At 60.2% G+C, this 24,045-nt stretch carries 27 protein-coding genes, 1 tRNA gene, 1 other RNA gene and 1 pseudogene; 20 read left to right on the top strand and 10 right to left on the bottom strand.

Annotation, left to right across the window (positions count from 1 at the left end):
• On the top strand, positions 1-196 hold a 196-nt coding region (locus VFN25_RS00220), incomplete at its 5' end, for a hypothetical protein (RefSeq protein WP_325137548.1).
• Between the two features lie 169 nt (positions 197-365).
• On the opposite strand, the gene trxC is transcribed toward VFN25_RS00220, so the two are convergent.
• From trxC to VFN25_RS00205, 3 genes are all read right to left on the bottom strand, one after another.
• The gene (gene trxC / locus VFN25_RS00215) at positions 366-815 is read right to left on the bottom strand and encodes a thioredoxin TrxC (protein WP_325137546.1); all 450 of its coding nucleotides are present in this window, start codon (positions 813-815) and stop codon (positions 366-368) included.
• 116 nt (positions 816-931) lie between these two features.
• An RNA gene (gene ffs, locus VFN25_RS00210) (signal recognition particle sRNA small type) lies at positions 932-1,028 on the bottom strand.
• A gap of 102 nt (positions 1,029-1,130) precedes the next feature.
• Positions 1,131-1,223 (bottom strand) — tRNA-Ser (locus VFN25_RS00205).
• Positions 1,224-1,373: 150 nt separating this feature from the next.
• On the opposite strand from VFN25_RS00205, the gene dnaX reads away from it, so the two are divergent.
• From dnaX to VFN25_RS00185, 4 genes are read left to right on the top strand one after another with little or no spacing between them, the layout of a single operon-like run.
• The gene (gene dnaX / locus VFN25_RS00200) at positions 1,374-3,029 is read left to right on the top strand and encodes a DNA polymerase III subunit gamma/tau (protein ID WP_325137544.1); all 1,656 of its coding nucleotides are present in this window, start codon (positions 1,374-1,376) and stop codon (positions 3,027-3,029) included.
• Position 3,030: 1 nt separating this feature from the next.
• The gene (locus VFN25_RS00195) at positions 3,031-3,354 is read left to right on the top strand and encodes a YbaB/EbfC family nucleoid-associated protein (RefSeq protein WP_325137543.1); all 324 of its coding nucleotides are present in this window, start codon (positions 3,031-3,033) and stop codon (positions 3,352-3,354) included.
• Positions 3,351-3,950 (top strand): recombination mediator RecR, encoded by a 600-nt coding sequence (recR, locus tag VFN25_RS00190; protein WP_325137541.1) that lies wholly within the window; start codon positions 3,351-3,353, stop codon positions 3,948-3,950. Before VFN25_RS00195 ends, recR begins: the two co-directional genes overlap by 4 nt.
• Positions 3,951-3,961: 11 nt before the next feature.
• On the top strand, positions 3,962-4,306 hold the full coding sequence (locus VFN25_RS00185) for a histidine triad nucleotide-binding protein (RefSeq protein WP_325137539.1): 345 nt from the start codon (positions 3,962-3,964) through the stop codon (positions 4,304-4,306).
• 22 nt (positions 4,307-4,328) lie between these two features.
• Here the strand turns inward: VFN25_RS00185 and VFN25_RS00180 are convergent, their stop codons facing one another.
• The 6 genes from VFN25_RS00180 to VFN25_RS00155 form a co-directional block, all read right to left on the bottom strand.
• Positions 4,329-4,889, bottom strand: a complete 561-nt coding sequence (locus tag VFN25_RS00180; RefSeq protein ID WP_325137537.1) for a Slp family lipoprotein — start codon at positions 4,887-4,889, stop codon at positions 4,329-4,331.
• Between the two features lie 18 nt (positions 4,890-4,907).
• A complete protein-coding gene (locus VFN25_RS00175) occupies positions 4,908-6,866 on the bottom strand; it encodes a DUF3488 and transglutaminase-like domain-containing protein (RefSeq protein ID WP_325137535.1) in 1,959 nt (652 codons plus the stop codon).
• Positions 6,856-7,839 (bottom strand): DUF58 domain-containing protein, encoded by a 984-nt coding sequence (locus tag VFN25_RS00170; protein ID WP_325137533.1) that lies wholly within the window; start codon positions 7,837-7,839, stop codon positions 6,856-6,858. The genes VFN25_RS00175 and VFN25_RS00170 overlap by 11 nt, the downstream gene beginning before the upstream one ends.
• Positions 7,836-8,804, bottom strand: a complete 969-nt coding sequence (locus VFN25_RS00165) for an AAA family ATPase (RefSeq protein WP_325137531.1) — start codon at positions 8,802-8,804, stop codon at positions 7,836-7,838. Before VFN25_RS00165 ends, VFN25_RS00170 begins: the two co-directional genes overlap by 4 nt.
• Positions 8,805-8,886: 82 nt before the next feature.
• Positions 8,887-9,480 (bottom strand): nucleoside triphosphate pyrophosphatase, encoded by a 594-nt coding sequence (locus VFN25_RS00160; RefSeq protein WP_325137552.1) that lies wholly within the window; start codon positions 9,478-9,480, stop codon positions 8,887-8,889.
• On the bottom strand, positions 9,480-9,911 hold the full coding sequence (locus VFN25_RS00155) for a hypothetical protein (protein WP_325137529.1): 432 nt from the start codon (positions 9,909-9,911) through the stop codon (positions 9,480-9,482). The genes VFN25_RS00160 and VFN25_RS00155 overlap by 1 nt, the downstream gene beginning before the upstream one ends.
• Before the next feature lie 164 nt (positions 9,912-10,075).
• On the opposite strand from VFN25_RS00155, the gene VFN25_RS00150 reads away from it, so the two are divergent.
• The 13 genes from VFN25_RS00150 (at position 10,076) to VFN25_RS00090 (ending at position 21,013) form a co-directional block, all read left to right on the top strand.
• The gene (locus tag VFN25_RS00150; protein ID WP_325137527.1) at positions 10,076-10,591 is read left to right on the top strand and encodes a YceD family protein; all 516 of its coding nucleotides are present in this window, start codon (positions 10,076-10,078) and stop codon (positions 10,589-10,591) included.
• Between the two features lie 94 nt (positions 10,592-10,685).
• Positions 10,686-10,880: a 50S ribosomal protein L32 gene (rpmF, locus tag VFN25_RS00145; protein WP_325137523.1), complete on the top strand. Its 195-nt coding sequence runs from the start codon at positions 10,686-10,688 to the stop codon at positions 10,878-10,880.
• A gap of 100 nt (positions 10,881-10,980) precedes the next feature.
• Entirely contained in the window at positions 10,981-11,952 is a 972-nt protein-coding gene (locus VFN25_RS00140) for a beta-ketoacyl-ACP synthase III (RefSeq protein WP_325137550.1), read from the top strand.
• A 15-nt stretch (positions 11,953-11,967) separates the two neighbouring features.
• A complete protein-coding gene (gene fabD, locus VFN25_RS00135; protein WP_325137521.1) occupies positions 11,968-12,903 on the top strand; it encodes an ACP S-malonyltransferase in 936 nt (311 codons plus the stop codon).
• Positions 12,904-12,936: 33 nt separating this feature from the next.
• Positions 12,937-13,680 (top strand): 3-oxoacyl-ACP reductase FabG, encoded by a 744-nt coding sequence (fabG, locus tag VFN25_RS00130; RefSeq protein WP_325137519.1) that lies wholly within the window; start codon positions 12,937-12,939, stop codon positions 13,678-13,680.
• Between the two features lie 248 nt (positions 13,681-13,928).
• Entirely contained in the window at positions 13,929-14,168 is a 240-nt protein-coding gene (gene acpP, locus VFN25_RS00125) for an acyl carrier protein (protein ID WP_092404824.1), read from the top strand.
• 208 nt (positions 14,169-14,376) lie between these two features.
• Entirely contained in the window at positions 14,377-15,615 is a 1,239-nt protein-coding gene (fabF, locus tag VFN25_RS00120) for a beta-ketoacyl-ACP synthase II (protein ID WP_325137514.1), read from the top strand.
• Positions 15,616-15,635: 20 nt separating this feature from the next.
• Complete coding sequence (locus VFN25_RS00115; RefSeq protein WP_325137513.1) at positions 15,636-16,994, top strand: aminodeoxychorismate synthase component I; 1,359 nt, start codon at positions 15,636-15,638, stop codon at positions 16,992-16,994.
• Between the two features lie 64 nt (positions 16,995-17,058).
• Positions 17,059-18,114 carry an endolytic transglycosylase MltG gene (gene mltG, locus VFN25_RS00110; RefSeq protein WP_325137511.1) on the top strand — a complete coding sequence of 352 codons (1,056 nt, stop codon included), beginning with the start codon at positions 17,059-17,061 and terminating at the stop codon, positions 18,112-18,114.
• The gene (tmk, locus tag VFN25_RS00105; protein WP_325137507.1) at positions 18,111-18,749 is read left to right on the top strand and encodes a dTMP kinase; all 639 of its coding nucleotides are present in this window, start codon (positions 18,111-18,113) and stop codon (positions 18,747-18,749) included. The genes mltG and tmk overlap by 4 nt, the downstream gene beginning before the upstream one ends.
• Positions 18,746-19,714, top strand: a complete 969-nt coding sequence (gene holB, locus VFN25_RS00100; protein WP_325137504.1) for a DNA polymerase III subunit delta' — start codon at positions 18,746-18,748, stop codon at positions 19,712-19,714. Before tmk ends, holB begins: the two co-directional genes overlap by 4 nt.
• Position 19,715: 1 nt before the next feature.
• Positions 19,716-20,081 carry a PilZ domain-containing protein gene (locus tag VFN25_RS00095; protein ID WP_325137502.1) on the top strand — a complete coding sequence of 122 codons (366 nt, stop codon included), beginning with the start codon at positions 19,716-19,718 and terminating at the stop codon, positions 20,079-20,081.
• Positions 20,081-21,013, top strand: a complete 933-nt coding sequence (locus VFN25_RS00090) for a ketopantoate reductase family protein (RefSeq protein WP_325137500.1) — start codon at positions 20,081-20,083, stop codon at positions 21,011-21,013. Before VFN25_RS00095 ends, VFN25_RS00090 begins: the two co-directional genes overlap by 1 nt.
• Before the next feature lie 28 nt (positions 21,014-21,041).
• Here VFN25_RS00090 and VFN25_RS00085 read toward each other — a convergent pair whose 3' ends face one another.
• Positions 21,042-23,093, bottom strand: a complete 2,052-nt coding sequence (locus tag VFN25_RS00085) for a 3-hydroxyacyl-CoA dehydrogenase NAD-binding domain-containing protein (protein ID WP_325137498.1) — start codon at positions 23,091-23,093, stop codon at positions 21,042-21,044.
• A 126-nt stretch (positions 23,094-23,219) separates the two neighbouring features.
• Here VFN25_RS00085 and VFN25_RS00080 point away from each other — a divergent pair, with 126 nt between their 5' ends.
• Together VFN25_RS00080 and VFN25_RS00075 are read left to right on the top strand one after the other, a co-directional pair.
• Positions 23,220-23,693 carry a hypothetical protein gene (locus VFN25_RS00080; RefSeq protein ID WP_325137496.1) on the top strand — a complete coding sequence of 158 codons (474 nt, stop codon included), beginning with the start codon at positions 23,220-23,222 and terminating at the stop codon, positions 23,691-23,693.
• A gap of 4 nt (positions 23,694-23,697) precedes the next feature.
• Positions 23,698-24,045, top strand: a pseudogene (locus VFN25_RS00075) (hypothetical protein); the annotation flags it as partial.

The following is a 24,045-nucleotide window of genomic DNA, read 5'->3' as shown; positions in this document are numbered from 1 at the left end:
TGCGTTGCTCTACCTCCTGCATCCATGCAGTCGCTTCAAGCCAGCGCAACAAAGAGCTGCGCGCAGACAGGTGTCGCCTAACCGATTGTTTTTGTTGAAACAGGTGGCATCCAGAAGGTCCGCCAGCCGCACCGCGCGGCTTGTCAAGGCAACCAGCCTTCACTTCGCCACGCAGCACGACCGGCGAACCTTCTGAATGCCATGACGGTTGGGCCACTTGATCAGCGTTGCCTTAGACGCGCTTGTTTCTTCTCTCGCCGGGAAAAGGTACCGAAGGCAGATGACGCCTGCAGGGATGCAGTCGGTAGAATCGCGTCGGGAGCAGCGATCGAGGGCACCTGCAGCCTGCCGCAACGAGCCGCGTATCAGCTGATGCGCTGAAGTTGCTGTTCGGTCCATTGCACAATCTGGCCGACACCCATGCCGCCGGACTGGCGCGCAATCTCGCGACCACCGGCAAACAGGATCAGCGTCGGGATGCTGCGGATCGCAAAGCGCGAGCCGAGTGCCTGCTCGGCCTCGGTATCCACCTTGGCCAGGCGCACGCGCGGTCCCAGTTGTTTCGCGGCATCGCTGAAATGCGGTGCCATGTTGATGCATGGACCACACCACGGCGCCCAGAAATCAATCAGGATCGGCAGATCACCGGCGAGTGCCTTGGCATCGAAATCGGCCACGCCGAGAACGCCCGGCTTTGCGGAATAAAGGGGCTGCTGACAGCGTCCGCAAGTTGGGCTATCGGCCAGCCGCGATTCGGGAGACCGGTTCATGGCCCCGCAATGGAGACACGGGATCAGCATTGCCTTGGCGCTCATGATGGTTTCCTCGAAGTTCGGTCGTTCTTGCCTGACATCTTGTCGGACTTTCGCGGTAGAGGCGAGAATTTGGCTCGGCGAGCGCGGATTTTCGTCAGTTCGAGGGAGGGTGGTAGCTCCGCCAGCGACACTCCGGCGCCCGAGTCACTTGCTGCCGTTGCTTCCTTCCGGACCTGGCGGAGTTCACAAGCTATCGTCGCGAAGGCACCAACGGAGCCACCATAAGACGTGCGTTTGATTTCAGCGGGTTCGCATCCCGCTCATCCATGATCAATGATCGGAGCGGAAACTCCAATCTTGCGTCAGAACAAAATCTGGCGGAGAGAGCGGGATTCGAACCCGCGAAGCGGGGTTTAGCCGCTTACACACTTTCCAGGCGTGCTCCTTCAACCACTCGGACACCTCTCCACAACCCTCGATCCGGCCTTCCCTGACACAGGTGACGACGGGCGGCGGAGGATACTAGGCATGCCCTCATCAGACAAGCGCAAACCCAAGTAGTTTGGTGAGTGCCGCGATAAGTTGGCACAATCAGGGGATCGATTTCCGGAATTCACGATGTCCTATCAGGTCCTTGCTCGAAAGTGGCGCCCCAAGCAGTTTTCCGAGCTGGTAGGGCAGGAACATGTCGTGCGCGCGTTGTCCCACGCGCTCGATGGTGGTCGCATCCACCACGCCTTCCTGTTCACCGGCACGCGCGGCGTCGGCAAGACGACGATTGCGCGGATCTTCGCCAAATCACTGAATTGCGAGAAAGGGCCGACCTCGCAGCCGTGTGGGGTCTGCAGCATCTGTACCGAGATTGATGGCGGACGTTTTGTCGACTTGCTTGAGATCGATGCCGCAAGCAATACCGGCATCGACAATGTGCGTGACCTGATCGACAACGCCCAGTACACACCAGCGCGCGGGCGCCACAAGGTCTATCTCATCGATGAGGTGCACATGCTCTCGAAGGCAGCGTTCAATGCGCTGCTGAAGACGCTTGAGGAGCCACCGGCGCATGTGAAGTTCCTGCTCGCGACGACGGATCCGCAGAAGCTGCCGATCACCGTGCTGTCGCGTTGCATCAAGTTCAACCTCAAGCGGCTGACCCCGGAGCAGATCGTCGGTCAGATGCGGCATATCCTCGTTGCCGAAGCGGTCAATTTCGATGAGGAGGCGATCGAGGTATTGTCGCGAGCGGCCGATGGTTCGCTGCGCGATGGATTGTCGCTGCTCGATCAGGCCATCGCCCATGGCGGTGGCAGTCTGATCGCGGCCGATGTGCATTCGATGCTTGGCACGGTTGAGCGGGCCAAGGTCAAGACCCTGCTCGAGGCATTGGCTGCCAATGATGCAGCACAATTGCTCGCCGAGATTGAACGCATCGCCGAGTTCGCGCCGGATTTTGCCCAGGTGCTAGATGAGCTTGCAGGCTTGCTGCATCGGGTCCAGCTTCGGCAATTGCTTGCCGATGCGGCCCACGATGATGATGCCGGACTTTCTGGGCTCGCCGAAGTGATCGACCCACGTGAAGTGCAGCTCTACTACCAGATTGCCGTAACCGCTCGTCGTGACCTGCCATTGGCGCCGACGGCTCGGGTTGGTTTCGAAATGGCCTTGCTGCGCATGCTGGCGTTCGCGCCTGGTGCTGGCGGAGACGGTGGCGGATCCGCTCGGCCCCGGCCGCCTGCCGCAGCGAAGGCACATACCCATGCACCTGCGCCCAGGCGTTCCGCGGCGGCGATCAGCACCGATGCGATGTCATCTGCACAGGGCACCTCTGCGACCGTTGCGCAAGCGCCGCACGACAAGGTGGCGGAACCCACCGTGGCGAGTGGCCCGCTCGAAATCCACGACTGGCAAGGATTGATCGATCGCGCCGATCTCGGTGGGCCGGTCAAACAACTGGCCTTGCATTCGGTCCTGCTCGGCGTCGAAGGCAACCTGTTGCGCCTGGGTGTGAAGTCCGCGCATGAGCATTTCATTGCCCAGCCGCTGATCGAACTCCTGACAAAGCGTCTGGGAGACGTGCTCAAGCGTCCGATCAAGATCAAGATCGAAAACGTCGCCGATGCTGCTGAGAGTCCGGCCGATGTGAATGCACGCGCCAGTGCTTCGCGCCAGCAAGAGGCCCACGATGGCCTGCAGGCTGATCCGGCCGTGCAGTCCCTGATTGAAACCTTCGGTGCACGCCTCATCTCTGATTCCGTGCGCCCTCTGGAGAATTGAAATGAAAGGTCCCCTGGCCGGTTTGATGCAGAAAGCTCAACGCATGCAGGAAGACATGCAACGTATGCAGGAGGAGTTGGCCCAACAGAAGGTCACCGGCCAGTCCGGCGGCGGCCTTGTCAGCGTGATCATGAGTGGCCGCCATGAAGTGCGCCGGGTGACGATTGATCGCAAGCTGTTCGCCGACGATGCGGAAATGGCCGAGGATCTGGTTGCTGCGGCGTTCAATGACGCGGTCAACAAGGTCGCGGCGATGAGCAAGGAACGCATGGGTGGTCTGGCTGAAGGGATGAACCTTCCGCCCGGATTCAAGATGCCGTTTTGACTACTGGCTCACCCCTGCTGACCGATCTGATCGAGGCCCTGCGCTGCCTGCCCGGAGTCGGTGCCAAGACTGCCCAACGCATGGCCTTCCATGTGCTCGAACGTGATCGGGCCGGCGCCAGGCGTTTGTCGGAACGTCTGGCACTGGCCATCGAGAAGGTCGGCAATTGCGGCCGCTGTCGGGGATTCAGTGAGCAGGAGATCTGTTCGCTGTGCGCGAATGCATCGCGCGACAAGCACCTGCTGTGCATCGTCGAAACCCCGGTCGATCAGCTGGCGATCGAAACCGCGACAGGTTATCGCGGGCACTATTTCGTCCTGCTTGGCCGGCTCTCGCCAATGGATGGGCTCGGGCCGAAGGAGCTCGGCCTTGATTTGCTGGCCGCGCGGCTGGGCGAAGGTGAGATCACGGAAATGATCGTGGCGACCAATCCGACTGTCGAAGGCGAGGCTACTGCGCATATGCTTTCGCAATTGGCCAAGGCGGCTGATGTGAAAGCGAGTCGCCTCGCACATGGCGTTCCGCTTGGCGGAGAGCTGGAATTCATCGACCGCGGCACGCTTGCGCATGCTTTTGGCGGACGTCAATCGTTGTAGAGGAGAGTGTCGTGGGCGATACCATTTTTTCCAAGATCATCCGTCGCGAGATCCCGGCCGATATCGTCCATGAAGACGATGACGTCGTCGGCTTTCGCGATATCAACGGTCAGGCGCCGACGCATATCCTGTTTATTCCCCGCAAGCCGATCGCAACTCTGAACGATCTTGAGGCCGCCGACGCGACCTTGATTGGCAAGCTCGTGCTGGCGGCGACAGCCTATGCCAAGGCCGAGGGGTTCGCCGAGAAAGGCTATCGCTGCGTGATCAACTGCAACGAGGACGGCGGGCAATCGGTTTATCACCTGCACCTGCATCTGCTCGCGGGGCGCCAATTGACCTGGCCCCCGGGCTGAGCGCTTCGATCAGCGTTGCCCGCTACTTCTTTGGCGACGGATTCGGTCTGATGATCACGACCGGTGGCGTCGCCCAGAAGCCGCCGCCCCAATACGGACCGAAGTACGGCCCCCAGAACGGATCATGCGGCCAGGCATTGCGTTGATCGATGACCAGTGGACGCTTCGGCCACAGGTAGATCGCATCGGCGGCGAGTTTCGGGTAGATGTAGTCGAATTCGCCAACCTTGCCGACCTCGGTGCCATTCAAATGGCCGGTGACGGTCAACTCACGACCCTTGGTAAATACCTCCGGATCATAGAATCCTGAGCGGCAGGCAATAAAACGTCCTTCGCTGTTGTCACGATTGCGCGGACGCGCTCTGGAATCCAGTTCTCGTGAGAGTACTTCGAAGCAGGTTTCATTTGCGCCTGGCACGACCTTGATAATCTCGCCACCCCAGCGCACATGCTCGGCGGATTGGCCCTGTGCAACGCTGGCCTGGGGGGTAATCGTCGAGAATTCGCCCTTGAGCGGAACCGGTGCCGTCGCGCAGGCTCCGAGCGAGGCGACAATTGGGATCAGAAAGACCGACTTGTTCATGGCATTCCTCTTCATGTTTCAGCTATTGACCGCACGCGGCAGCTTCAATTCCCTGATTCTGCGCGCGAATGCCTGAATATCTGCATCCTTTGGGCTCGCCGTGGCATAGCGCAATTCGATGTAGTGTCGGATCAACTGCTCCAGCGCAGCCGTTGTCGAATCGTTGTCGAGCCGGGATTTGATCCGTTTCAGATAATCGTTCGGCCCTTCATCGTCTTGTACCGGAAAGCCGCGACGTGCGAGTCTCCGTTGCAGTTTGTGCCATGCCAGGTCGAGCCGGTCGCCTTTTCGACCGCGGCCACTTCGCAGTACCCAAAGTGTCGTGATGATCAGGAAGGCGGCAATCACGCAGGCAAGCACGCGCAGCAGATCGCCTTGATCGGCGTTGGATATTCCGATGGGTGTCAACAGACTCTTTTGCCGGAGTGCGTTGAACTGGACAATGGTCTGCGTCCACATCCGGTTGACGACGTCGAGACGATTGCGGATTTCAAGCAGCCATGAGCCCGGGTTCCACGCTGCTCCAGCGCCAGCGGTCGAGCCGTCTTGTTCGACGCGAGCCGGACTGACTGCGGCGGTCGGATCAACCCGGACCCAGCCACGACCATCCAGCCACACCTCGGCCCAGGCATGTGCATCGGACTGGCGCACCAGCAGGTATTTGCCGAGCGCATTCCACCAGCCGCCCTGATAGCCGGTAACCACGCGGGCCGGAATTCCCGCAGCGCGCATCAGTACGACGAAGGCTGAGCTGTAGTGCTCGCAGAATCCAGCCTGGGTGTCGAACAGAAAATCATCAACCGAATTTCGTCCGAGCAAGGGTGGCGACAAGGTGTAGGTGAAGCTCGCATTGAAGCGGTCGAGCGCGGCTTGAATGATGGTGCTGTCATCGCTGCCCTCGGATCGCCATTGCTTGGCAAGGGCAAGAGTTTTCGGGTTGAAATCCTTGGGCAGGCGCAGTGCCCGACGGCGATCAAGTGGGGCGAGCGACGCGGCGAGCTGGTAGCTGAGTGCCGAGCGGACACGATATTGACGCAGTTGATCGACACTGTTTCTCGCATGCAGGGTGCGATCCCGACTCATGCGTGAACGATCCGGAGTCTCCAGCGGCACATCCAGGGCAGGCAGCCATGGCCGGTTGGTCGGTTCCAGGGTGACTTCGTAACTGATCTCGTCGGCGGCTGAATTGACGGTTTCAAGCGAGTTCTGGGGCCGCCAACCGTCCCGGGTCCAGGTTCTGCCATCGAAATCCCAAAGGACAAGCGCACGAAAATAACGTGCCGAGCTGGGCGGGACCTTGCCCTCGAAGTGCACGCGCAGCGCCGGTGAGTCGTCGATCAGCAGTTCGGTCATCGACCCGGGGGCCATGGTTTCACTCAAGCCGGTTCGTGCATCTTCGAAGGCGCCGGGTGAACCCCACAGCGGCGAACTCAGGCGTGGCACAAAAAGAAATGCGGCAAGCGCCAATGGCAGGCCGAAGCCAAGCAGAAGGGCCGCGGTACGCAATTCACTGGCGAACAGGTTGCGCGTAAGGATGGGTGCAGGTTGCAGGGCATTGAGGGCGGCCAGCAGCACCACCAGGCTAAGGCAGATGAGCAGGGTGAAGGCCATGGTCTGGGTGAACAACAAGGCACTCATCAGAACAAACGCGGCAAAGCCGATGGCCGCCCGCGCATCGCGAACCCTCTCGCTTTCGAGGATCTTGAGCATGAGCAAACCGCAGGCCAGGGCGCTGCCGGGTTCTTGTCCAAAGATATTGCCGTAGTGGTTGAAGATCACAAAAACCAGCGCGAAAACCAGCGGCACGCGTATCCACGCCGATATCGGCTTGGGGTCACGACTGCGACTCCACATGCGCCATGGCGCAATCGCGATCAGGGGGATTGCCAGCCATAGCGGCAAGCGCACGAGATGCGCCGCCAGCGCAACCAGGGCGGCGACAGCCAGCAAATTGAACTGGCGTTGATCAATGCGCATCGGGAAGCAGGGCCAGGGCGCGCAGACAGGCGTGCCGATGAAGTGCGCCGTGTCCCGGACCGATGCATTGATCGGGAAGCTCAAGTGTGAATCCAAGTTCAGCGTTGTCCGCCGCAACAACCCAGGCGGTCAGGCGGCGGATGCGGGCTTCGTGATCGAGGCCCCGGATCGCTGCATAGTCGAAATGCAGGTCATCCTGGATCAGGCGTTCACTCTCGCGAACGAGAAGAGAGTCGTGTCTGGCCGAGGCTTTCCAGGCAATCTGTCGCTGCGGGTCGCCGCTGCGGTAGTCACGCAAGCCCGAATACTCGTCGCCTTCATTGCGCGCCATGCGAATGCCGGAGCGTTTGCCATCAAACGGAAAAGGTGGCGGTGACGCTTCAAGTGCAGGGTAAATGAGAACCGAGAATTCGGGATTGAGCCAGCTCCAGATGACGAACAAGCCGAGCGGCTGATCCGTCCACAGTTTGAGTCGACCCGGATGCATCCAGCCGCGGCGCTGTGCAGGTAGTTCAAGCGTGGTCTCGGTCGGCGGTCCGGCGGCGATTGCGAATGCGTGGTCGATACCCGCCCAGCGTATGCGCAGATTGGGTCGGGAGCGGGTCGACGAGGCGAAGCGACAACGGATCGATACGCTTGAGCCGGCATGACTTTCCGTCGCCTGGATGGCGCTCAGCTCGAGTCCGCTGATGCAGCGGAAACCTGCGTACAGGCTCATCCAGGCTGCGGCTCCGAGCAGGCAGGTCAGGAGCAGGGCGGGATTGTTCGCATAGTTCAGCGCACCCAACTGCATGATCAGCAAGAGCGCGGCGAAACCGATGCCGAACAGGCTTGGCAAAACATAAATTCGACGGCGATGCAGGCGAATTGGCAAGGCCTCGACGGCGCGCAGTCGCGTCAACGCTGGTAGCCGTCGTTCGGCGAGAGCAAGCAATCGCTGGCCCAGGTTGCCGACCACGCCGAAAGCGCTCATCGCACCGCTGTCGCCTCGATCAGTCGCGAGATGATCTCATTGGAACTGGAACGTGCGCCTGATCCGAGATTCAGTCGATGGGCGGCAATGTACGGAAATACCGCCTGCACATCTTCCGGCAGCGCATAGCCGCGTCCGCCAAGCACGGCATGGGCACGTGCTGCCGCGAGAATCGCCAGGCCGGCTCTTGGCGAGAGTCCGATCTGGACTTCGCCATGCATGCGACTGGCTTCAAGCAAGCGCTGCACGTAGTCGATCAAGGCCGAGCTTGCAACGACGTCGGCAACAACCTTGCGCAATGCGAGAATCTGGGCAGGGCGCAAGCAGGCAGGCAGGCTTTCGAGCAGGACCCGCCGGTCGCTGGAGGCGAGCATGGCACGCTCGGACTCTGCATCGGGGTAGCCGAGGCTCATGCGCAGCATGAAGCGATCAAGCTGGGAATCCGGCAATGGGAATGTTCCGGCAAAATCAACCGGGTTCTGCGTGGCCACGACAAAAAACGGCTCGGGTAGCGTATGCGTGTGGCCATCAATCGTCACCTGACCTTCGGCCATGGCCTCGAGCAATGCGCTTTGAGTCTTCGGTGTCGCCCGGTTGATCTCGTCGGCGAGCAGAAGCTGGGTGAACAGCGGACCGGGATGAAAGCGAAAATTGCCTGCGTCGCGCTCGTAGATGCTGACGCCGATGATGTCCGAAGGCAGCAGGTCGCTGGTGAACTGGACGCGGTGGAAATCGAGACCGAGGGTCATGGCCAGGGCATGAGCGAGCGTGGTCTTGCCAACGCCGGGCAAGTCCTCGATCAGCAAATGTCCACCGGCGAGCAGGCAGACGAAGGCCAGACGAACCTCGTGGCGCTTGCCAAGCAGAACGCTGTTGACCTGGGCAATGCTTCGCGCGAGGGCTTCGCGCAGCTCGGCATCGAGTGGTTTGGTGTCCGGGTTTTGCAAGGGGGTGGAATCTGGCATGTCAGGAGATTCTGCTGATTGTTGCTTGTGCATATGCAGAGCTGAGCTTAACGGGATCTGCCGCCGAACGCTTGGCAGTCGGTCAGGGGAGTTGTACGCCGGCCTGACGCAGCAAGCGGCACAAGGCGATCAGTGGCAATCCGACAAGCGCGGCCGGGTCGCTGCTTTCCACACGTTCAAACAAGGCCACACCTGCATTCTCGATCTTGAAACTGCCGGCGCAATCGAAAGGTTTGTCGATGGCCAGATAGCGCGAGATTTCCGCTTCGCCCAGCTCTCTGAACACGACGCGCGTCGTGTCCAGTGTTTCGATTTGACGATCACTGCCTGAATCCGGATCGATCAGACAGACGGCAGTATGAAAGTCGACGATGCGCGCCGAGCAGGCCAGCAGTTGGGCGCGAGCGCGATCGAAGTCATGTGGCTTGCCGATTGCCTCGCCATCAAGTTCAGCGACCTGATCCGAGCCGATGACAATGCAGTCCGGATAGCGACTGGCGACCGCCGAAGCTTTGTTTCGCGCCAGTCGGATGGCTGTAGCGGCGGGCATTTCATCCTCGACCGCGGTTTCATCAACTTGCGCGGCACAAGTCTCGAATTCAGCCACTACCCTTTTCAGCAATTCGGCGCGATAAGGCGAACTTGATGCGAGAACGATGGGGCGCGGCGGGGTGATCAAGTCAATGAGGCCTTCAGGTCGGCGCCGGCCTGCTCCAGGTCATGACGCACTTCCCCAAGCTGTTGCAGCTGGATTGCAAGTTTCTGTCGAGACGTGTCCAGCGCTGCTGATGCCGCTTTCAACGCCTGTAGCGATGCATCCGCGCCAAACTGCTTCAGCCAGAGACGGTGCTGGAGCAAATCGTGAAGGGCGGCCTGGACTTCGGGTTCGGCGGTCAGCGTGGCATGAGCGGACAGGCTGATGGCCGGTGGCAGGCGACTGACCATCGCCGGGATCTCACGCAGGCGCCGGCGGCACTCCTGGAGTTCGTTTTCCAGTGCATCGGCATGGTCGAGAACTCTGCGTAACTCACGCGCGCGCGCCGCCAGATGGCGCTCGCGCACCCACACCACAACCACAACAGGCGTGAGCAACAGGGCGGCAATCAACAGATATTGGAACACGGTGGAATCTCCGATCATGGCTCCAGTTTGCCGGTTGCGGCCCCGACCAGCAATTCCCCGCCAAAACCGCTAGAATTGTCGGCCGAGTCAATCGCTTGCAGCAATTCTCGTTTGACTTTGAGAGATGCCGCACCTACCATCGCGCGCCCATGTCGAACACCTTGCCCGATAGTCTTGACCCTTGGCGCACGGTGCAGGCACGGCGCGTGTTCGAGGGAACCCTCGCCGTGGCGCAGATGCGCCGTCTGGTCGGGTTGCTGGCATCCGCGGATGGCGAAGTCAGCTATTACATCGAGTTTGATCGTGACGCATTCGAGATCAGCTACATTGATCTCAAGCTCGACACTTCGCTGAAATTGATTTGTCAGCGCAGCATGGCTGAGTATTCGCAGCCAATCCGGGTTGACCAACGTCTCGGATTGATTCGCGACGATTCCGAGGAAGCGCGCTTGCCGGAAGGATACGATCCGCTGCTGGTCGAGGATGGCCAGCTTTGTGTGAAAGATGTCATCGAGGATGAGTTGATCCTTGCATTGCCTCTGGTCGCGCTGAGTCCGGGCGCGCCACTGGAGCAGGTTCCGGTTACCTCCGGACCTGATCCGGAGGATGAACAGCCGCCGAATCCGTTCGCCGTGCTCGGGCAGTTGAAGAACTCAAAACACTGATCGCCGCGATTTCCGCCAGGGGATCCCGCTATCGCCACCGATTCATTACAATAGTCGCTTGTTTGCAAGCACCGGTTTCATCTGGAGAGTTGTCATGGCAGTTGCCAAAAGTCGTAAATCCCCTTCCAAGCGTGGCATGCGCCGTGCGCACGATTCCCTCAGCGCCAAGCAATTGGCCACTGATCCGACCTCCGGTGAAGTGCATATTCGCCACCACGTGACCAAAGATGGTTACTATCGTGGCAAGAAAGTGATCGAAACCAAGGGATCGGTCGCCGACGCGGATTGATTTTGCGCTAGCAACCTGTTGATTGGACAGGCGCAATTGATTTGCCGAAACGGCGGATGCCAAGGTATCCGCCGTTTCCTTTTGTTCGGGAGAATCGACTCTGTTGTACTCACGCATCGCGGGAACTGGCAGCTATCTGCCGGAACAGATCGTCACCAACAAGGATCTCGAGAAATTCGTCGAGACCAGTGACGAGTGGATTCGAACGCGCACCGGTATCCGTGAGCGACGCAAGGCTGCCGACGGTGAAACGACCGGAGATCTGGCCTTTCATGCCGCTACGCGGGCCATGGAAGCGGCCGGGATCGAGGCTTCCGAGCTGGACATGATCGTGCTCGGCACGACCACGCCCGACATCATATTTCCGTCCACAGCCTGCCTGCTCCAGCATCGTCTGGGTGCCAACGGCTGCGCCGCATTCGACGTCAATGCAGCTTGTTCGGGCTTCGTCTATGGGCTCGGTGTGGCCAATGCATTCATTCGCAGCGGGCAGGCAAGGAAGGTTCTCGTGGTCGGCGCCGAGACGCTGACGCGCATGCTCGACTGGAGTGATCGCGGCACCTGCGTCCTGTTTGGTGATGGTGCTGGCGCCGTGGTTCTGGAAGCAGCCGAGGAGCCTGGCATTTACACGACGCGCTTGCATGCGGATGGGGGCTACAAGCATCTGCTGTACAACCCGGTCGGGGTTTCGGCCGGTTTCCGCGATGATGAGCCGAATCACGGTATTCGTGTGATGATGACCGGCAACGAGGTGTTCAAGGTCGCGGTCAGGACGCTCGACCGGATCGTTGCCGAAACCCTCGAGGCGGCTGGCATGGATGAATCCCAGGTCGACTGGCTGATTCCGCACCAGGCCAATTTACGCATCATCGAAGCCACGGCCAAGCGGCTCAAACTGCCAATGGAGCGCGTAATCGTCACCGTGGATCGGCACGGCAACACCTCTTCCGGTTCGGTGCCGCTGGCGCTTGATGAAGCGATACGTTCGGGCAAGGTCAAGCGCGGCCAGAACGTGTTGCTCGAAGCCTTCGGTGGCGGCTTTACCTGGGCCTCGGCGCTGCTGCGCTACTGATTCGGGACACATTCCATGACTGCACTCGCTTTCGTCTTTCCCGGCCAGGGCTCGCAAAGCCTTGGCATGCTGGCCTCGCTGTCAGACCAGAATCCGATTGTCCAGGAGACCTTTGTCGAAGCTTCGCAAGGCGCAGGGATCGATCTCTGGGCGCTTTCGCAGGGCGGCCCGGAAGAAATGCTCAATCGCACCGAATACACGCAGCCGACCTTGCTGGCGGCAGGTGTGGCAGTCTGGCGGGTCTGGCAGGCATCGGCTGGAGCGCAACCCTCGTATTTGGCCGGTCACAGTCTCGGTGAGTACACCGCTCTGGTTGCTGCCGAGGCCATCACGCTCGTCGACGCAGCCCATCTTGTACGAATTCGCGGTCAGGCCATGCAAGCCTCCGCGCCGGCTGGCATCGGCGCCATGGCTGCCGTGATTGGCGCCGAGGATGACGTGGTCGAGACGATTTGTCGTGAAGTGTCCGGCGATCATGTGGTGGTTCCGGCCAATTACAATTCGCCGGGTCAAATCGTCATCGGTGGTCATGTCGCTGCCGTCGACGCGGCGCTGGCCAAGCTGGCCGAGGCGGGTGTGCGCAAGGCGGTCAAGCTGGCGGTGAGTGTGCCTTCACATACACCGCTGATGCGTGAAGCAGCCAACCGGCTGGAGGAGGCCATGGCGGCTTATTCATGGCAGGAGCCGACCATTCCAGTCGTGCAAAACGTCGACGCACGCGTTCATCAGACAACCGACGACATCCGCGACGCTCTGGTGCGCCAGCTTTATTTGCCGGTACGCTGGGTTCAGTCTGTTCAGGCTTTGATCGCGGAAGGCGTCACGCGCTGCGGCGAATGCGGCCCGGGCAAGGTTCTCAGCGGCCTCAGTCGACGCATCGACAAGAACATTGACATGCGCTCTCTGGGAACGCCGGATGAGTTGGCGACTGCGCGCGAAGCCTGGGCCTGAAGACCCGTTGTATCCAACAGTTGAGGAGTTTCAATGTCTGCATCATTGAGCGGCGAGATTGCCCTGGTAACCGGTGCCAGCCGTGGAATCGGCGCGGCCATTGCGGACGCGTTGGCCACGCGTGGTGCCACGGTCATCGGCACGGCAACCACTGAAAGTGGTGCCCAGGCGATCAGCGACCGGCTTGCTGCAAAGGGTGGAACGGGACGTGCGCTTGATGTCAGTGACAGTGCTGCTGTCGAAACCGCACTGTCGGCAATTGCGACCGAGTTCGGTGCCATTTCGATATTGGTCAACAATGCCGGGATCACTCGTGATCAGTTGCTGCTGCGCATGAAGGAGGAAGACTGGCAGGCGATCCTCGATACCAATCTCAGCTCGGTGTTTCGAACGTCGAAATCAGTGTTGCGCGGCATGATGAAGGCGCGCAAGGGGCGCATCATCAGCATCGCATCGGTGATTGGTTCGATCGGCAACGCAGGGCAAACCAACTACGCTGCGGCCAAGGCGGGCATCATTGCGTTTTCGAAATCGCTGGCTCGCGAAGTCGGTTCGCGCGGCATCACGGTCAATGTGGTGGCACCTGGATTCATCGATACCGACATGACCCGCACGTTACCCGAGGAGCAACGAAACGCGCTGGTCGGGCAGATCGCCTTGCAGCGTTTGGGTGAGCCATCGGACATTGCCGAGGCTGTTGCGTTTCTCGCCTCACCGGCTGCGGCCTACATCACCGGAGAAACCCTGCACGTAAATGGCGGCATGCATATGGCTTGAGTCGGGATGGTTTCGCCCCGATAAAGCAGCTCACGCGACAAGACAAATGCGACATCAGCCATCGCCCTATGGGAGATGGATCAAGATTGCAAGGAATTCCGGCGCTAGCGAGCGTCGGCACGTTGCACTACAATTCGCGGCGCTTCGCAGGCTTTCCTGCCTGTGCAGCGGAATCCGGGACAGCGTATCGTCATCGGTTATCCGCATCCAAAATCACACATAAGATCCCATCGGGAGACAACACACTCATGAGCACTATTGAAGAACGCGTCAAGAAAATCGTCGTCGAGCAGCTGGGCGTAAAGGAAGACGAGGTCACGCCAAACGCGTCGTTCGTTGATGATCTGGGCGCCGATTCACTCGATACCGTCGAGTTGGTGATGGCTCTCGAAGAAGAGTTCGAATGCGAGATTCCGGACGAAGATGCCGAGAAGATCACGACCGTTCAGCAGGCCGTTGATTACGTCAAGGCTCACGTCAAATCCTGATTTCGGGTCATCGGCATTTCGACTTGCCGATGTACTGACCAGCAAGCGTGTTCGGGGTAGTCTGAGTCCGGGGCACGAACAAGCATGATCAGGCCAGTTCAGTTTCGCCACACTGCGCCCTTGAGGCGCAGTGTTCATTTTGAGGATCGGCAACGCTACGCACGCGTATGTTGGGCATAGCGATTCCGGGCAATACGGAAGCACGAGAATGAGCAAGCGTCGCGTTGTTGTTACCGGCATGGGCATCATCAGCCCGGTCGGCAATGATCTGGCCACCGCCTGGGGCAATATCACCGCAGGTCGCAGCGGTATTGGCCCGCTCACCAATTTCGATTGTTCCGCTTACTCGACGCGCATCGCGGGCGAGATCAAGGATTTTGATCCGAGCGTCTGGATCACCCCGAAAGACGTCAAGAAGATGGATGCCTTCATTCATTATGGCGTCGCGGCCAGCTTGATGGCGCTGAAGGATGCTGGCCTCGAAATCACCGATGCAAATGCCGAGCGCATCGGCACCTTGATTGGATCCGGAATCGGCGGAATCTACGGGATTGAAAAGACCACGCTCGCCTTGCATGAAGGTGGCCCGCGCAAGGTCTCGCCGTTTTATGTTCCTTCAACCATCATCAACATGGTGGCCGGCCATTTGTCGATCATGACGGGCACCAAGGGACCCAATTTCTCGGCAGTATCCGCTTGCGCGACATCGAATCACAGCATCGGCATGGCCATGCGCCTGATCCAGTATGGCGATGCGGACATCATGATTGCAGGTGGTGCCGAATATGCGAGCGTGCCGACTGCGGTCGGCGGCTTCTGCTCGATGAAGGCGATGTCGACGCGCAACGATGATCCGCAACGGGCGAGTCGTCCGTGGGATGCCGATCGCGACGGTTTTGTGCTCGGTGACGGCGCCGGCATTCTGATTCTCGAAGAGTATGAATCCGCCAAGGCGCGCGGGGCGCGCATTTATTGCGAGCTCGCTGGTAGCGGCGCGAGCAGTGATGCGTTTCACATGACGGCCCCCAGTGAAAATGGCGAAGGCCCTTCACGGTGCATGAAAGCAGCCATGAACGATGCAGGGGTGAACGCTGATCAGGTCGAGTATCTGAATGCTCACGGCACGTCCACGCCGCTTGGCGATCTCGCCGAGACCTTGGCGCTCAAACGCGCATTGGGCGATCACGCCTACAAGACGATGGTCAGCTCGACCAAATCGATGACCGGCCATCTGCTCGGTGCGGCTGGCGGTGTCGAGGCGATTTTCACGATTCTCGCCCTGCATCACGGCATCATTCCGCCAACCATCAACCTCGACAATCCGGGCGAAGGCTGCGACCTCGACTATGTGCCGAATGTTGCTCGCGAGAAGAAGATCTCGGTCGCCATCTCCAACGGCTTCGGTTTCGGTGGCACCAACGGCACACTGGTATTTCGCAGCATCTGAGCGCGATCAGCGAACCAGAAATGTCTGTCACGATCCGGGTGCTCCAGGGCAAGCACGATCTGCTCGCCCTGGCGGCTGTTTGTCCTGATCGTTATCCCGGACTCCTCGAAAGTGCTGCGCACGGTACGCCGTCGGCTTGCCGTGACGTGCTCGCGGCATTTCCACAGCGCACGATCCAGCTGGATGCAGACGGCTGCGTGCGCAATGACGCCGGTAACGTGTTGGGAAGCCGTTTTCTTGACGTGCTCGATCAAGCCTGGCGCGAACAGCGGGATGTGACAGCCAGACATCCGGATGCACCCATGTTTCAGGGCGGCTGGTTTCTCTATCTCGGCTACGAACTGGCCGCCGAGATCGAACCACGCCTGCGTCTTTCCCTGCCTGTTGATGGGCCACCGGTTGCGCTGGCTTTGCGCTGCCCGGTCAGCGTGATTGTCGATCACGAACAGAATCAAACCACGTTGATTGCCGAGTCGGGTTTTGAACGTTTGCTCGACCTCGTCGAAACGGATTTGCGTGCAGCTGGCGCCTGGCGCCCGTGTGCATTGCAGCTTGAGCGCGTCGAAGAAGATGAGCCTCAGGCCTTCCTCGATGGCGTGGCGAAAGTGCATGACTACCTGCGCGCGGGTGATGTCTTTCAGGTCAATCTGTCGCGCGAGTGGCGAATTGATCTGGCCGGCGAAGCGTCGGCGGCTGATATCCATGCCGCCTTGCGCAAATCCAATCCGGCACCGTTTTCCGGTCTATTGCAATGGCAGAACTGGGCGATCTCCAGCTCGTCACCTGAACGACTGGTGCAGATTCTCGCCGACAAGGTGCAAACGCGGCCGATTGCCGGAACCCGCTCCAGAGATCATGCGGACGACGATTTTGCCAGAATCGAGGAACTGATCGGTCATCCAAAGGAGCGTGCAGAGCACGTCATGTTGATTGATCTGGAACGCAATGATCTGGGCCGCGTCTGCGTGCCGGGGAGCGTGATTGTCGACGAGTTGATGGGTGTGGAAAGCTACACCCACGTTCACCATATTGTCTCCAATGTCAGCGGCCGCTTGCGCGGGGACGTGTCGCCTGCCGACGTCATTCGCGCAGTCTTTCCCGGGGGCACGATCACCGGCTGTCCGAAAGTTCGCTGCATGGAAATCATTGCTGAACTCGAGCAAGCACCGCGGGGCGCCTATACCGGCGCTTTCGGCTACCTCGACAACAACGGTGACCTTGATCTGAACATCCTGATTCGCACGCTGACCATCAACGGGCCTGCCCTCCAGTTGCGGGCCGGCGCCGGCATCGTCGTCGATTCGGAGGCAAACTTCGAGCTTGAGGAAACCCGGGCCAAGGCACGCGGCGTTTTGCGTGCGTTCGGTCTCGAAACCTGACCAGCGGCGGGCCGAAAACAGCCGGCATTCCTGCTACCCTCTGAGGCCCTCTGACAGATCCCCGATGCCCTTGCATTCTCTTCACTTTCAATACGGTCGCGTGCGCTGGATCCTGGTTTTGTTTCTCGTTCTCATCACCGGTGCCAGCGTGCTGGCAATGCTGGCCTGGAAGGACTATCGACGCTTCGTTGATGCGCCGCTCAACCTGACGACAACGCAAACCATCGATTTCGAACGCGGTACGCCGTTCAAGGAGTTGGTACGCCAGTTGCGGCGTGAGGAGATCAGCGGCGGGTCGCCGTTCTACTGGAAACTCCTTTCGCGCGAGATGAAGGTTGCCTCGCGCCTGCAAGCCGGTGAGTACCAACTGGCTCCCGGCCTGACACCGCGTGGTCTGATCGAAATGATGGCGGCTGGCAAGGTCGTCCAGCGTCACTTCACGATTGTTGATGGCTGGACGTTTCATCAGTTGCGCCTCGCCCTTGGCCGGGAAGTCGGTCTCCAGCAGACCTTGCCCGGCAAGAGCGAAACGACGATTGCGGCCGAGCTCGGCATCGGCGATCAAAAGCCGGAGGGGTGGTTTCTTCCTGAAACCTACGCCTGGGTCAAGGGAGACAGCGACATTGTCATTCTTGAACGCGCGCATGCGGCGATGAAGAAGGCGCTGGATCGATTGTGGGCAGCGCGCGATCCCGCGGTGCCGCTGAAGACGCCCTACGAAGCCTTGATCCTGGCTTCGATCATCGAGAAGGAAACCGGGATCGGCGAAGAGCGCGCGCAGATTGCGGGGGTGTTCGCCCGACGCTTGCAGATCGGCATTCGCTTGCAGACTGATCCGACCGTGGTCTACGGCCTCGGCGAGCAATATGACGGCAATATCCGGCGTCGGGATCTGGATACGGATACGCCGTACAACACCTATACCCGCGATGGACTGCCACCGACTCCGATTGCGCTGCCGGGTTTGCCTGCGCTTGAGGCGGCATTGCATCCGGCCGACGGCAATGCCTTGTACTTCGTCGCCCTCGGTGACGGCAGCGGACGACACGCGTTTTCGGCGTCGCTGGCCGAGCACAATCGCGCCGTAGCACAGTATCTGGCGAGGCGGCGGAAACAATGAGCGGTTGCCTGATCAGCCTCGAAGGCGGCGAAGGGGCGGGCAAGAGCACGGTTCTGGCCGGATTGCGTTCGCATATCGAGGCGCGGGGTATCGTTTTGCATGTGACCCGCGAACCCGGCGGAACAGCGCTCGGTGAAGCCATTCGTCGTCTGGTTCTGGATGGCGCGATGGCCAATGTATGCGCCGAAAGTGAGCTGCTGCTGATGTTCGCTGCGCGTGCGCAGCTGGTTCGTGAAGTGATCGAGCCAGCATTGTCATGTGGCGACTGGGTGTTGACTGATCGTTTTACCGATGCGAGTTTTGCCTATCAAGGTGGAGGCAGAGGTCAGCCAATCGAGCGCATTGCCGAGCTCGAGCGCTGGGCTGCGAACGGTTTGCGGCCAAGCCTGACCTTGCTTCTCGATGTGCCTGTCGAAGTCGGACAAGCCCGCGCCGCACGGCGAGGCAGCCCTGATCGCATTGAGAGCGAGAAGGCAGAATTCTTCGAAAGGGTCAGGGCAGCCTATCGAGCGCGGGCCGAAGCCGAACCAGAGCGATTTCGTCTCATCGATTCAAATCAGGCAATCGACGCTGTCCTGCGCGCCGCTTGTTCGGCGGTTGATCCCTTCATCGCGAAACAGAAGGAAGGCGCATGAAACTGGCGCCCTGGCTGGATGAAACCTGGCGCTCCCTGAGTGAACGCCTGCAGCATGGCCGACTGCCACACGCCTTGATGCTGAGTGGAGCAGGCGGCCTCGGCAAGCGGGCCCTGGCTGATGCGCTGGTCGCTGCAGCGCTGTGCGAAAGCCGGGGTGGTGACGGATACGCCTGCACACGCTGTCGCTCATGTTTGCTGATGGCCGCAGGATCACATCCGGACCGCGTCCATCTGAGTTTTGAAATGCGTGACGACGGCAAGACGCCACGAACCGAGATCGTCATCGAACAGATCCGAAACTTGTCACAGCGGCTCTCGCTGTCGAGCCAGTTCGGCGGCATGCAGATGGCCATCATTGATCCTGCCGATCGCATGAATCCCAGTGCCGCCAATGCACTGTTGAAGACGCTTGAGGAGCCGTCGGGCAGCACCATGCTTGTTCTGGTCAGCGATCAGCCGTCTCGATTGCCGGCGACGATTCGCAGCCGATGCCAGCGCATCCAGATCAATCCGCCTGGTCATGCGCAAGCCGTGGAGTGGTTGCGCGGGCAGGGCATCGCCAACGCTGACGCCGAACGGGCGTTGACTGCCATGCTTGGCAACCCGGGCCGTGCACGCGACGCGTTGGCGGATGACACGCTCAGTCTGCGCAGCGAATGTCTGCGCGACCTGCAGGCCTTGAGCGGCCATCGTGCTCGTGCGTTGACGGTTGCCGAAGCCTGGGCGGCTGATCGCCCTGATCAGCGCCTGTGGCACGCCGCCGTCCTCGTTCGCGAGGACGCCATCCAGTTGGCCCAGGGAAGTCGTGGCACGCTCGGCTTGACCGGGCCTGCAGAAATACCGAAGCTAGCCGCATGGTTTGCTGCGGCGAATCGCTCGCGCGAGTTGCTGGCAACCCAGGTTCGCAGCGATCTGGTCGTACTCGATCTTTTGCATACTTGGCAAACGCCACGGAGTTCATGACATGTCGATACCCGCCAGTGGTGGCATGCCGAGACAGGGAATCCTGTCTCTGGCAATCAAGGACAAGGGCGCACTGTTCAACGCCTACATGCCGTTTGTGCGTGGTGGCGGATTGTTCGTGCCAACCAGCAAGCGCTACAACCCGGGTGACGAAGTTTTCATCCTGCTTTCGTTGATGGACGAGAAAGATCGTTTGCCAGTTGCCGGCAAGGTGGTCTGGATCACTCCGCCCGGAGCGCAGGGGAACCGCACCGCAGGCATTGGCGTGCAGTTCAACGAATCCAGCGACGGCGACGCCGCGCGGACCAAGATTGAATCGATCCTGGCCGGTATTCTCGGCCAGGAACGACCAACGCATACGATGTGATGCGTACTCTCATTCTCGGCGCGGGGGCAACTGGCGGCTATTTTGGCGCCCGATTGGTCGAGTCGGGAGCCGCGGTCGATTTCCTCGTACGACCCGCCCGGGCGGAATTGCTGAAACGCGACGGCCTTCGAGTCAGGACGCCTGCCGGTGATCTGCATGCAAGGGTGAATGCGCTGGTTGCCCTGCCTGACTCGTATCGCTGCGATCTTGTCCTGCTTTCGTGCAAGGCCTACGACCTTGATTCGGCAATCGAAGCCATTGCGCCGGCGATCGCTTCGGGCGCGCAGGTTCTGCCATTGCTCAATGGGCTGCGCCACCTTCAAGTGCTGGATCAGGCGTTTGGGTCGAGCAAGGTGCTCGGTGGGCTCTGTCACATCTCCGTCACCCTTCAGGGCGACGGCTCGATCCGACAATTCGGTTCGCTGGATCGCCTGACCTTCGGCGCTCGTCCGGGTCAGCCTGCCATTCCAACGGCGATTCGTGACACTTTGCTTGGCATGAATGCACAAGCGATCTGCAGCGACAACGTTGTGGCCGCGATGTGGAGCAAATTCACCATGCTCACGGCGCTCGCCGGAATCACCTGCCTCATGCGTGCCAGCATCGGCGAAATCGTCGCCGTCTCCGGCGGCGCGGAACTTGCCCGTCGCCTCTATCAGGAATGCATGGAGGTAGCGAAACGCAGTGGCTATGAGGGCTCAGAGGAAAGCCGCAGTGAAGCCATCCAGATCCTGACCGCCGCGCATTCGCCGCTCAAGGCCTCGATGCTGCGTGATGTCGAACGCGGTCATCGAAGCGAGGTTGAGCATGTCCTCGGCGACATGCTGAGTCGGGCGCAGGCACTGGATGTCGATGCGCCTTTGCTCGGCGCGGCGTGCACCCATTTGCGTATCCACGAGGCAGCTCTGCAAGCCCGGACCGTACCCGAATAGTTAGGGCTGGCAGAACCGCCGCGGTTGCTCAGGCGTCCTCTTTCAAGGTCGGGCTGTCCCAACCTTGCCGTGGTGTGAAACGTGGCCCATAGCGCTTTTCGAGTGCCTGCAGACGTTGCTTGAGCGCTTCTGCACCGGTATCGCGAATGTGCTGGATTGGACCACCACGGAATGGGGCGAATCCGGTACCGAAAATAACTCCCGCATCGCACAGGTCGGCATCGTCGACGACGCCGTCATGCAGGCAGGCGACCGATTCATTGAGCATGGGCAGAATCATGCGATCTTCGATATCGTCCGGCGCCGTATAGTCGGGATCGACTTCGGGCTTGATCGCCTTGCCGTCCTCCCATTTGTAAAATCCCTCACCATCCTTCTTGCCGCGCTTGCCCGATTCGAGCAGCGTTTCCATGCCCTTGGGAATCTCGAGATTGAGAAACTCCGACAATTCCTTGCCCACCGAGGCGGCGACATCGAGGCCGACGGTATCGGCGAGTTCGATGGGTCCCATCGGCATGCCGAATTTCTTTGCCGCCTTGTCGAGGACAGGCCCTGGGATGCCCTCGCCGTACATGCGCACGGCTTCAAGCATGTAAGGCATGAGGATACGGTTGACGAGGAAGCCCGGGGTGCCCTTGACCGGGACCGGTAGCTTGCCGATGGCCTTGCAGAAGGCCAGTGCGCGTTTTTCATTGGCCGCGTCGAGCTTGTCGTGACGCACGATTTCGACGAGTGGCATCAAGGCCACCGGATTGAAATAGTGCAGGCCGAGGAAGCGGGCTGGCGCGGCCACGGCTTCGCGAAGTTCGTTCAACGGAATACTGGAGGTATTCGAAGCCAGCAGGGCATCGCTTTTCATGTCGGGCTCAGCGTTCTTGTACAGGGCTTCCTTGGCCTCGGCGTTCTCGTAGATGGCCTCGATGACGAGATCGGCAGCGGCGACGCCCTTGCCCTCGACATCCGAGGTGAGCCTTGCCAGCGCCGGCTTGATGCGATCCTCCGTTTTCAGGCGCTTCTCGAACAGCTTGCGCGCACGCTGCATGGCGGGATCGATATATTTCTGTTCGCGATCCTGCAAGGTTACGTTGAAACCCCGCAGTGCCGACCACGCGGCAATATCACCACCCATCACACCAGCGCCGATGACATGCACATTCTGGATGCCGTGATCGACGCCGCTACCGAGACCTTTTAGCCGCTCCTGAAGGAAGAAAACGCGAATCAGGTTGCGTGCGGTCGAGGTTTGCGCGAGCTTGGCGACGCCGCGGGCCTCGTTTTTGAGGCGCTGTGACAGGCTGCCTCCTCGTCGCCAGGTCTCGATCAGCGCAAACGGCGCGGGATAGTGTTCGGGGCGCGCCTTGGCTGCGGTCTGCTTGCGCATGATCGGGGCGAGAATTTGTCTGGCTGGCCAGGTATTCGTCGCCCAGGCGGTCAGGCGTTGCTGGACAGGCCGGCTTGGTGGACGCCAGATGATTTCACGAGCGCGCTCGATCAGAAGCTCCGCGGAGGCCACTGCATCGACCAATCCGATGGATCGTGCGTAGTCGGCAGACGCCGAACGTCCACTGAGCATGAACTCAAGCGCCTTTGGCGCACCAATCAGGTAGGGCAGGCGCGCACTGCCGCCCCAGCCCGGGAAAATGCCAAGCTTGACTTCGGGCAAGCCAATCTTGGTTGAGGGATCCCGACTGGCGACGCGGTACTTGCACGCGAGGGCCAATTCAGTGCCGCCGCCCATGCAATGACCGTGAATGGCGGCGACGGTCGGGCAGCGCAGCCGGGCCAGGCCTTGCAGGACGCGTTGACCATAGCTGATGGCATCAAGCACGGTTCCGGCCTCTGCATAGCCTTCAAATTCGCTGATATCGGCACCGGCGATGAAACCGGCTTTCTTGCCGGAGCGGATGATGAGGCCCTTGGGCAGATCGAACGATAGACGCTCGACCATTTCGTTGAGCTCATCGAGCACCTCGCGGGCGAACGTGTTGACTGAGCTGCCGGCCCTGTCAATGCTCAATACGACGATGCCATCGGCGTCGCATTCACTGCTCCAGTGCTTGAAACGAAGTCCTTCGAACATGGCGGTTCCTAGAGTAAGGCGGACAGCTATAATCCGGGCAAGCTGCGGCTCTGGTCAATGTGTCCGGTTCAGTCTACTGTTCGGGGTCGACGGCAAAGATGCCCAGTCAAAGTGATGCCGGATGCAATGGATGTAGTTGTCACGCCAAAATTGCTCGAACAGATCCTTGATGCTGAGGGCAATCTCATTGGTATCGAGACAGCACATATCGAAGAGGTGCTGGAGCAATTTCGCCAGCTGGCCCTGCGTAGCGGCCAGTCCGTCTATCTGTGGGATCCGGAATCCGGAATTGCTGCACTGCGCCAGAGCGAAACGCGCGTCCCCGGTTCCAAGCGTTTCAACGATGCACTTCGATTCATTTCTCAAAGCATGCAGTTCGGCGTCTATCTGCTGATCGATTTCGAGGATCAGGTCAAGCCTCCGAACACGGCGCTGTTGCGTCGCTTCGCCAGGGTTCGTAGCGGTAATCTGCGCAAGATCGTGTTTCTGGCCAAGACCTTGAATCTGCCTGACGAAATTGACGTGCTGGTCGAACGCCTATCGACCAGCGCGACTTCGAATGCACCGCCGCGCCTGCGCGATGGTCGCTGGGTCAGATGACCTCATGGTAGTCGACAAGACCAGCGGAGCGGTGCTGATCGTCGCCACGAACCGCGAGGATCGGCGGTTCCTGTTCGAGGCGCTTGATACGCAAGAGTTCGATGCGATCTACACGGCCAAGGATATCGGCCAGGCGCGTACGTTTCTGGTCCAGGAGCCCCAGATCGACCTGATCCTTCTGGAATTTCTCGGTGACGCCACAGATGCCGTCGCCTTCTGCAACGAGCTGCAACACCATCGTTCGAAGGTTCCGGTAATCGGCATATTCGATTCGGACACTGCTGCCATTTGGCCGGCACATCGCTCATTGCCTTCGGCACTGGTTGATCGTCTCTCCAGTCCAGTCGACCCG

The organism is Dokdonella sp. (genome assembly GCF_035703485.1).
Lineage (GTDB): Bacteria > Pseudomonadota > Gammaproteobacteria > Xanthomonadales > Rhodanobacteraceae > Dokdonella.
Note: the sequence above shows the minus strand (reverse complement) of the source record. Positions and strands in the feature narration are given on the sequence as shown.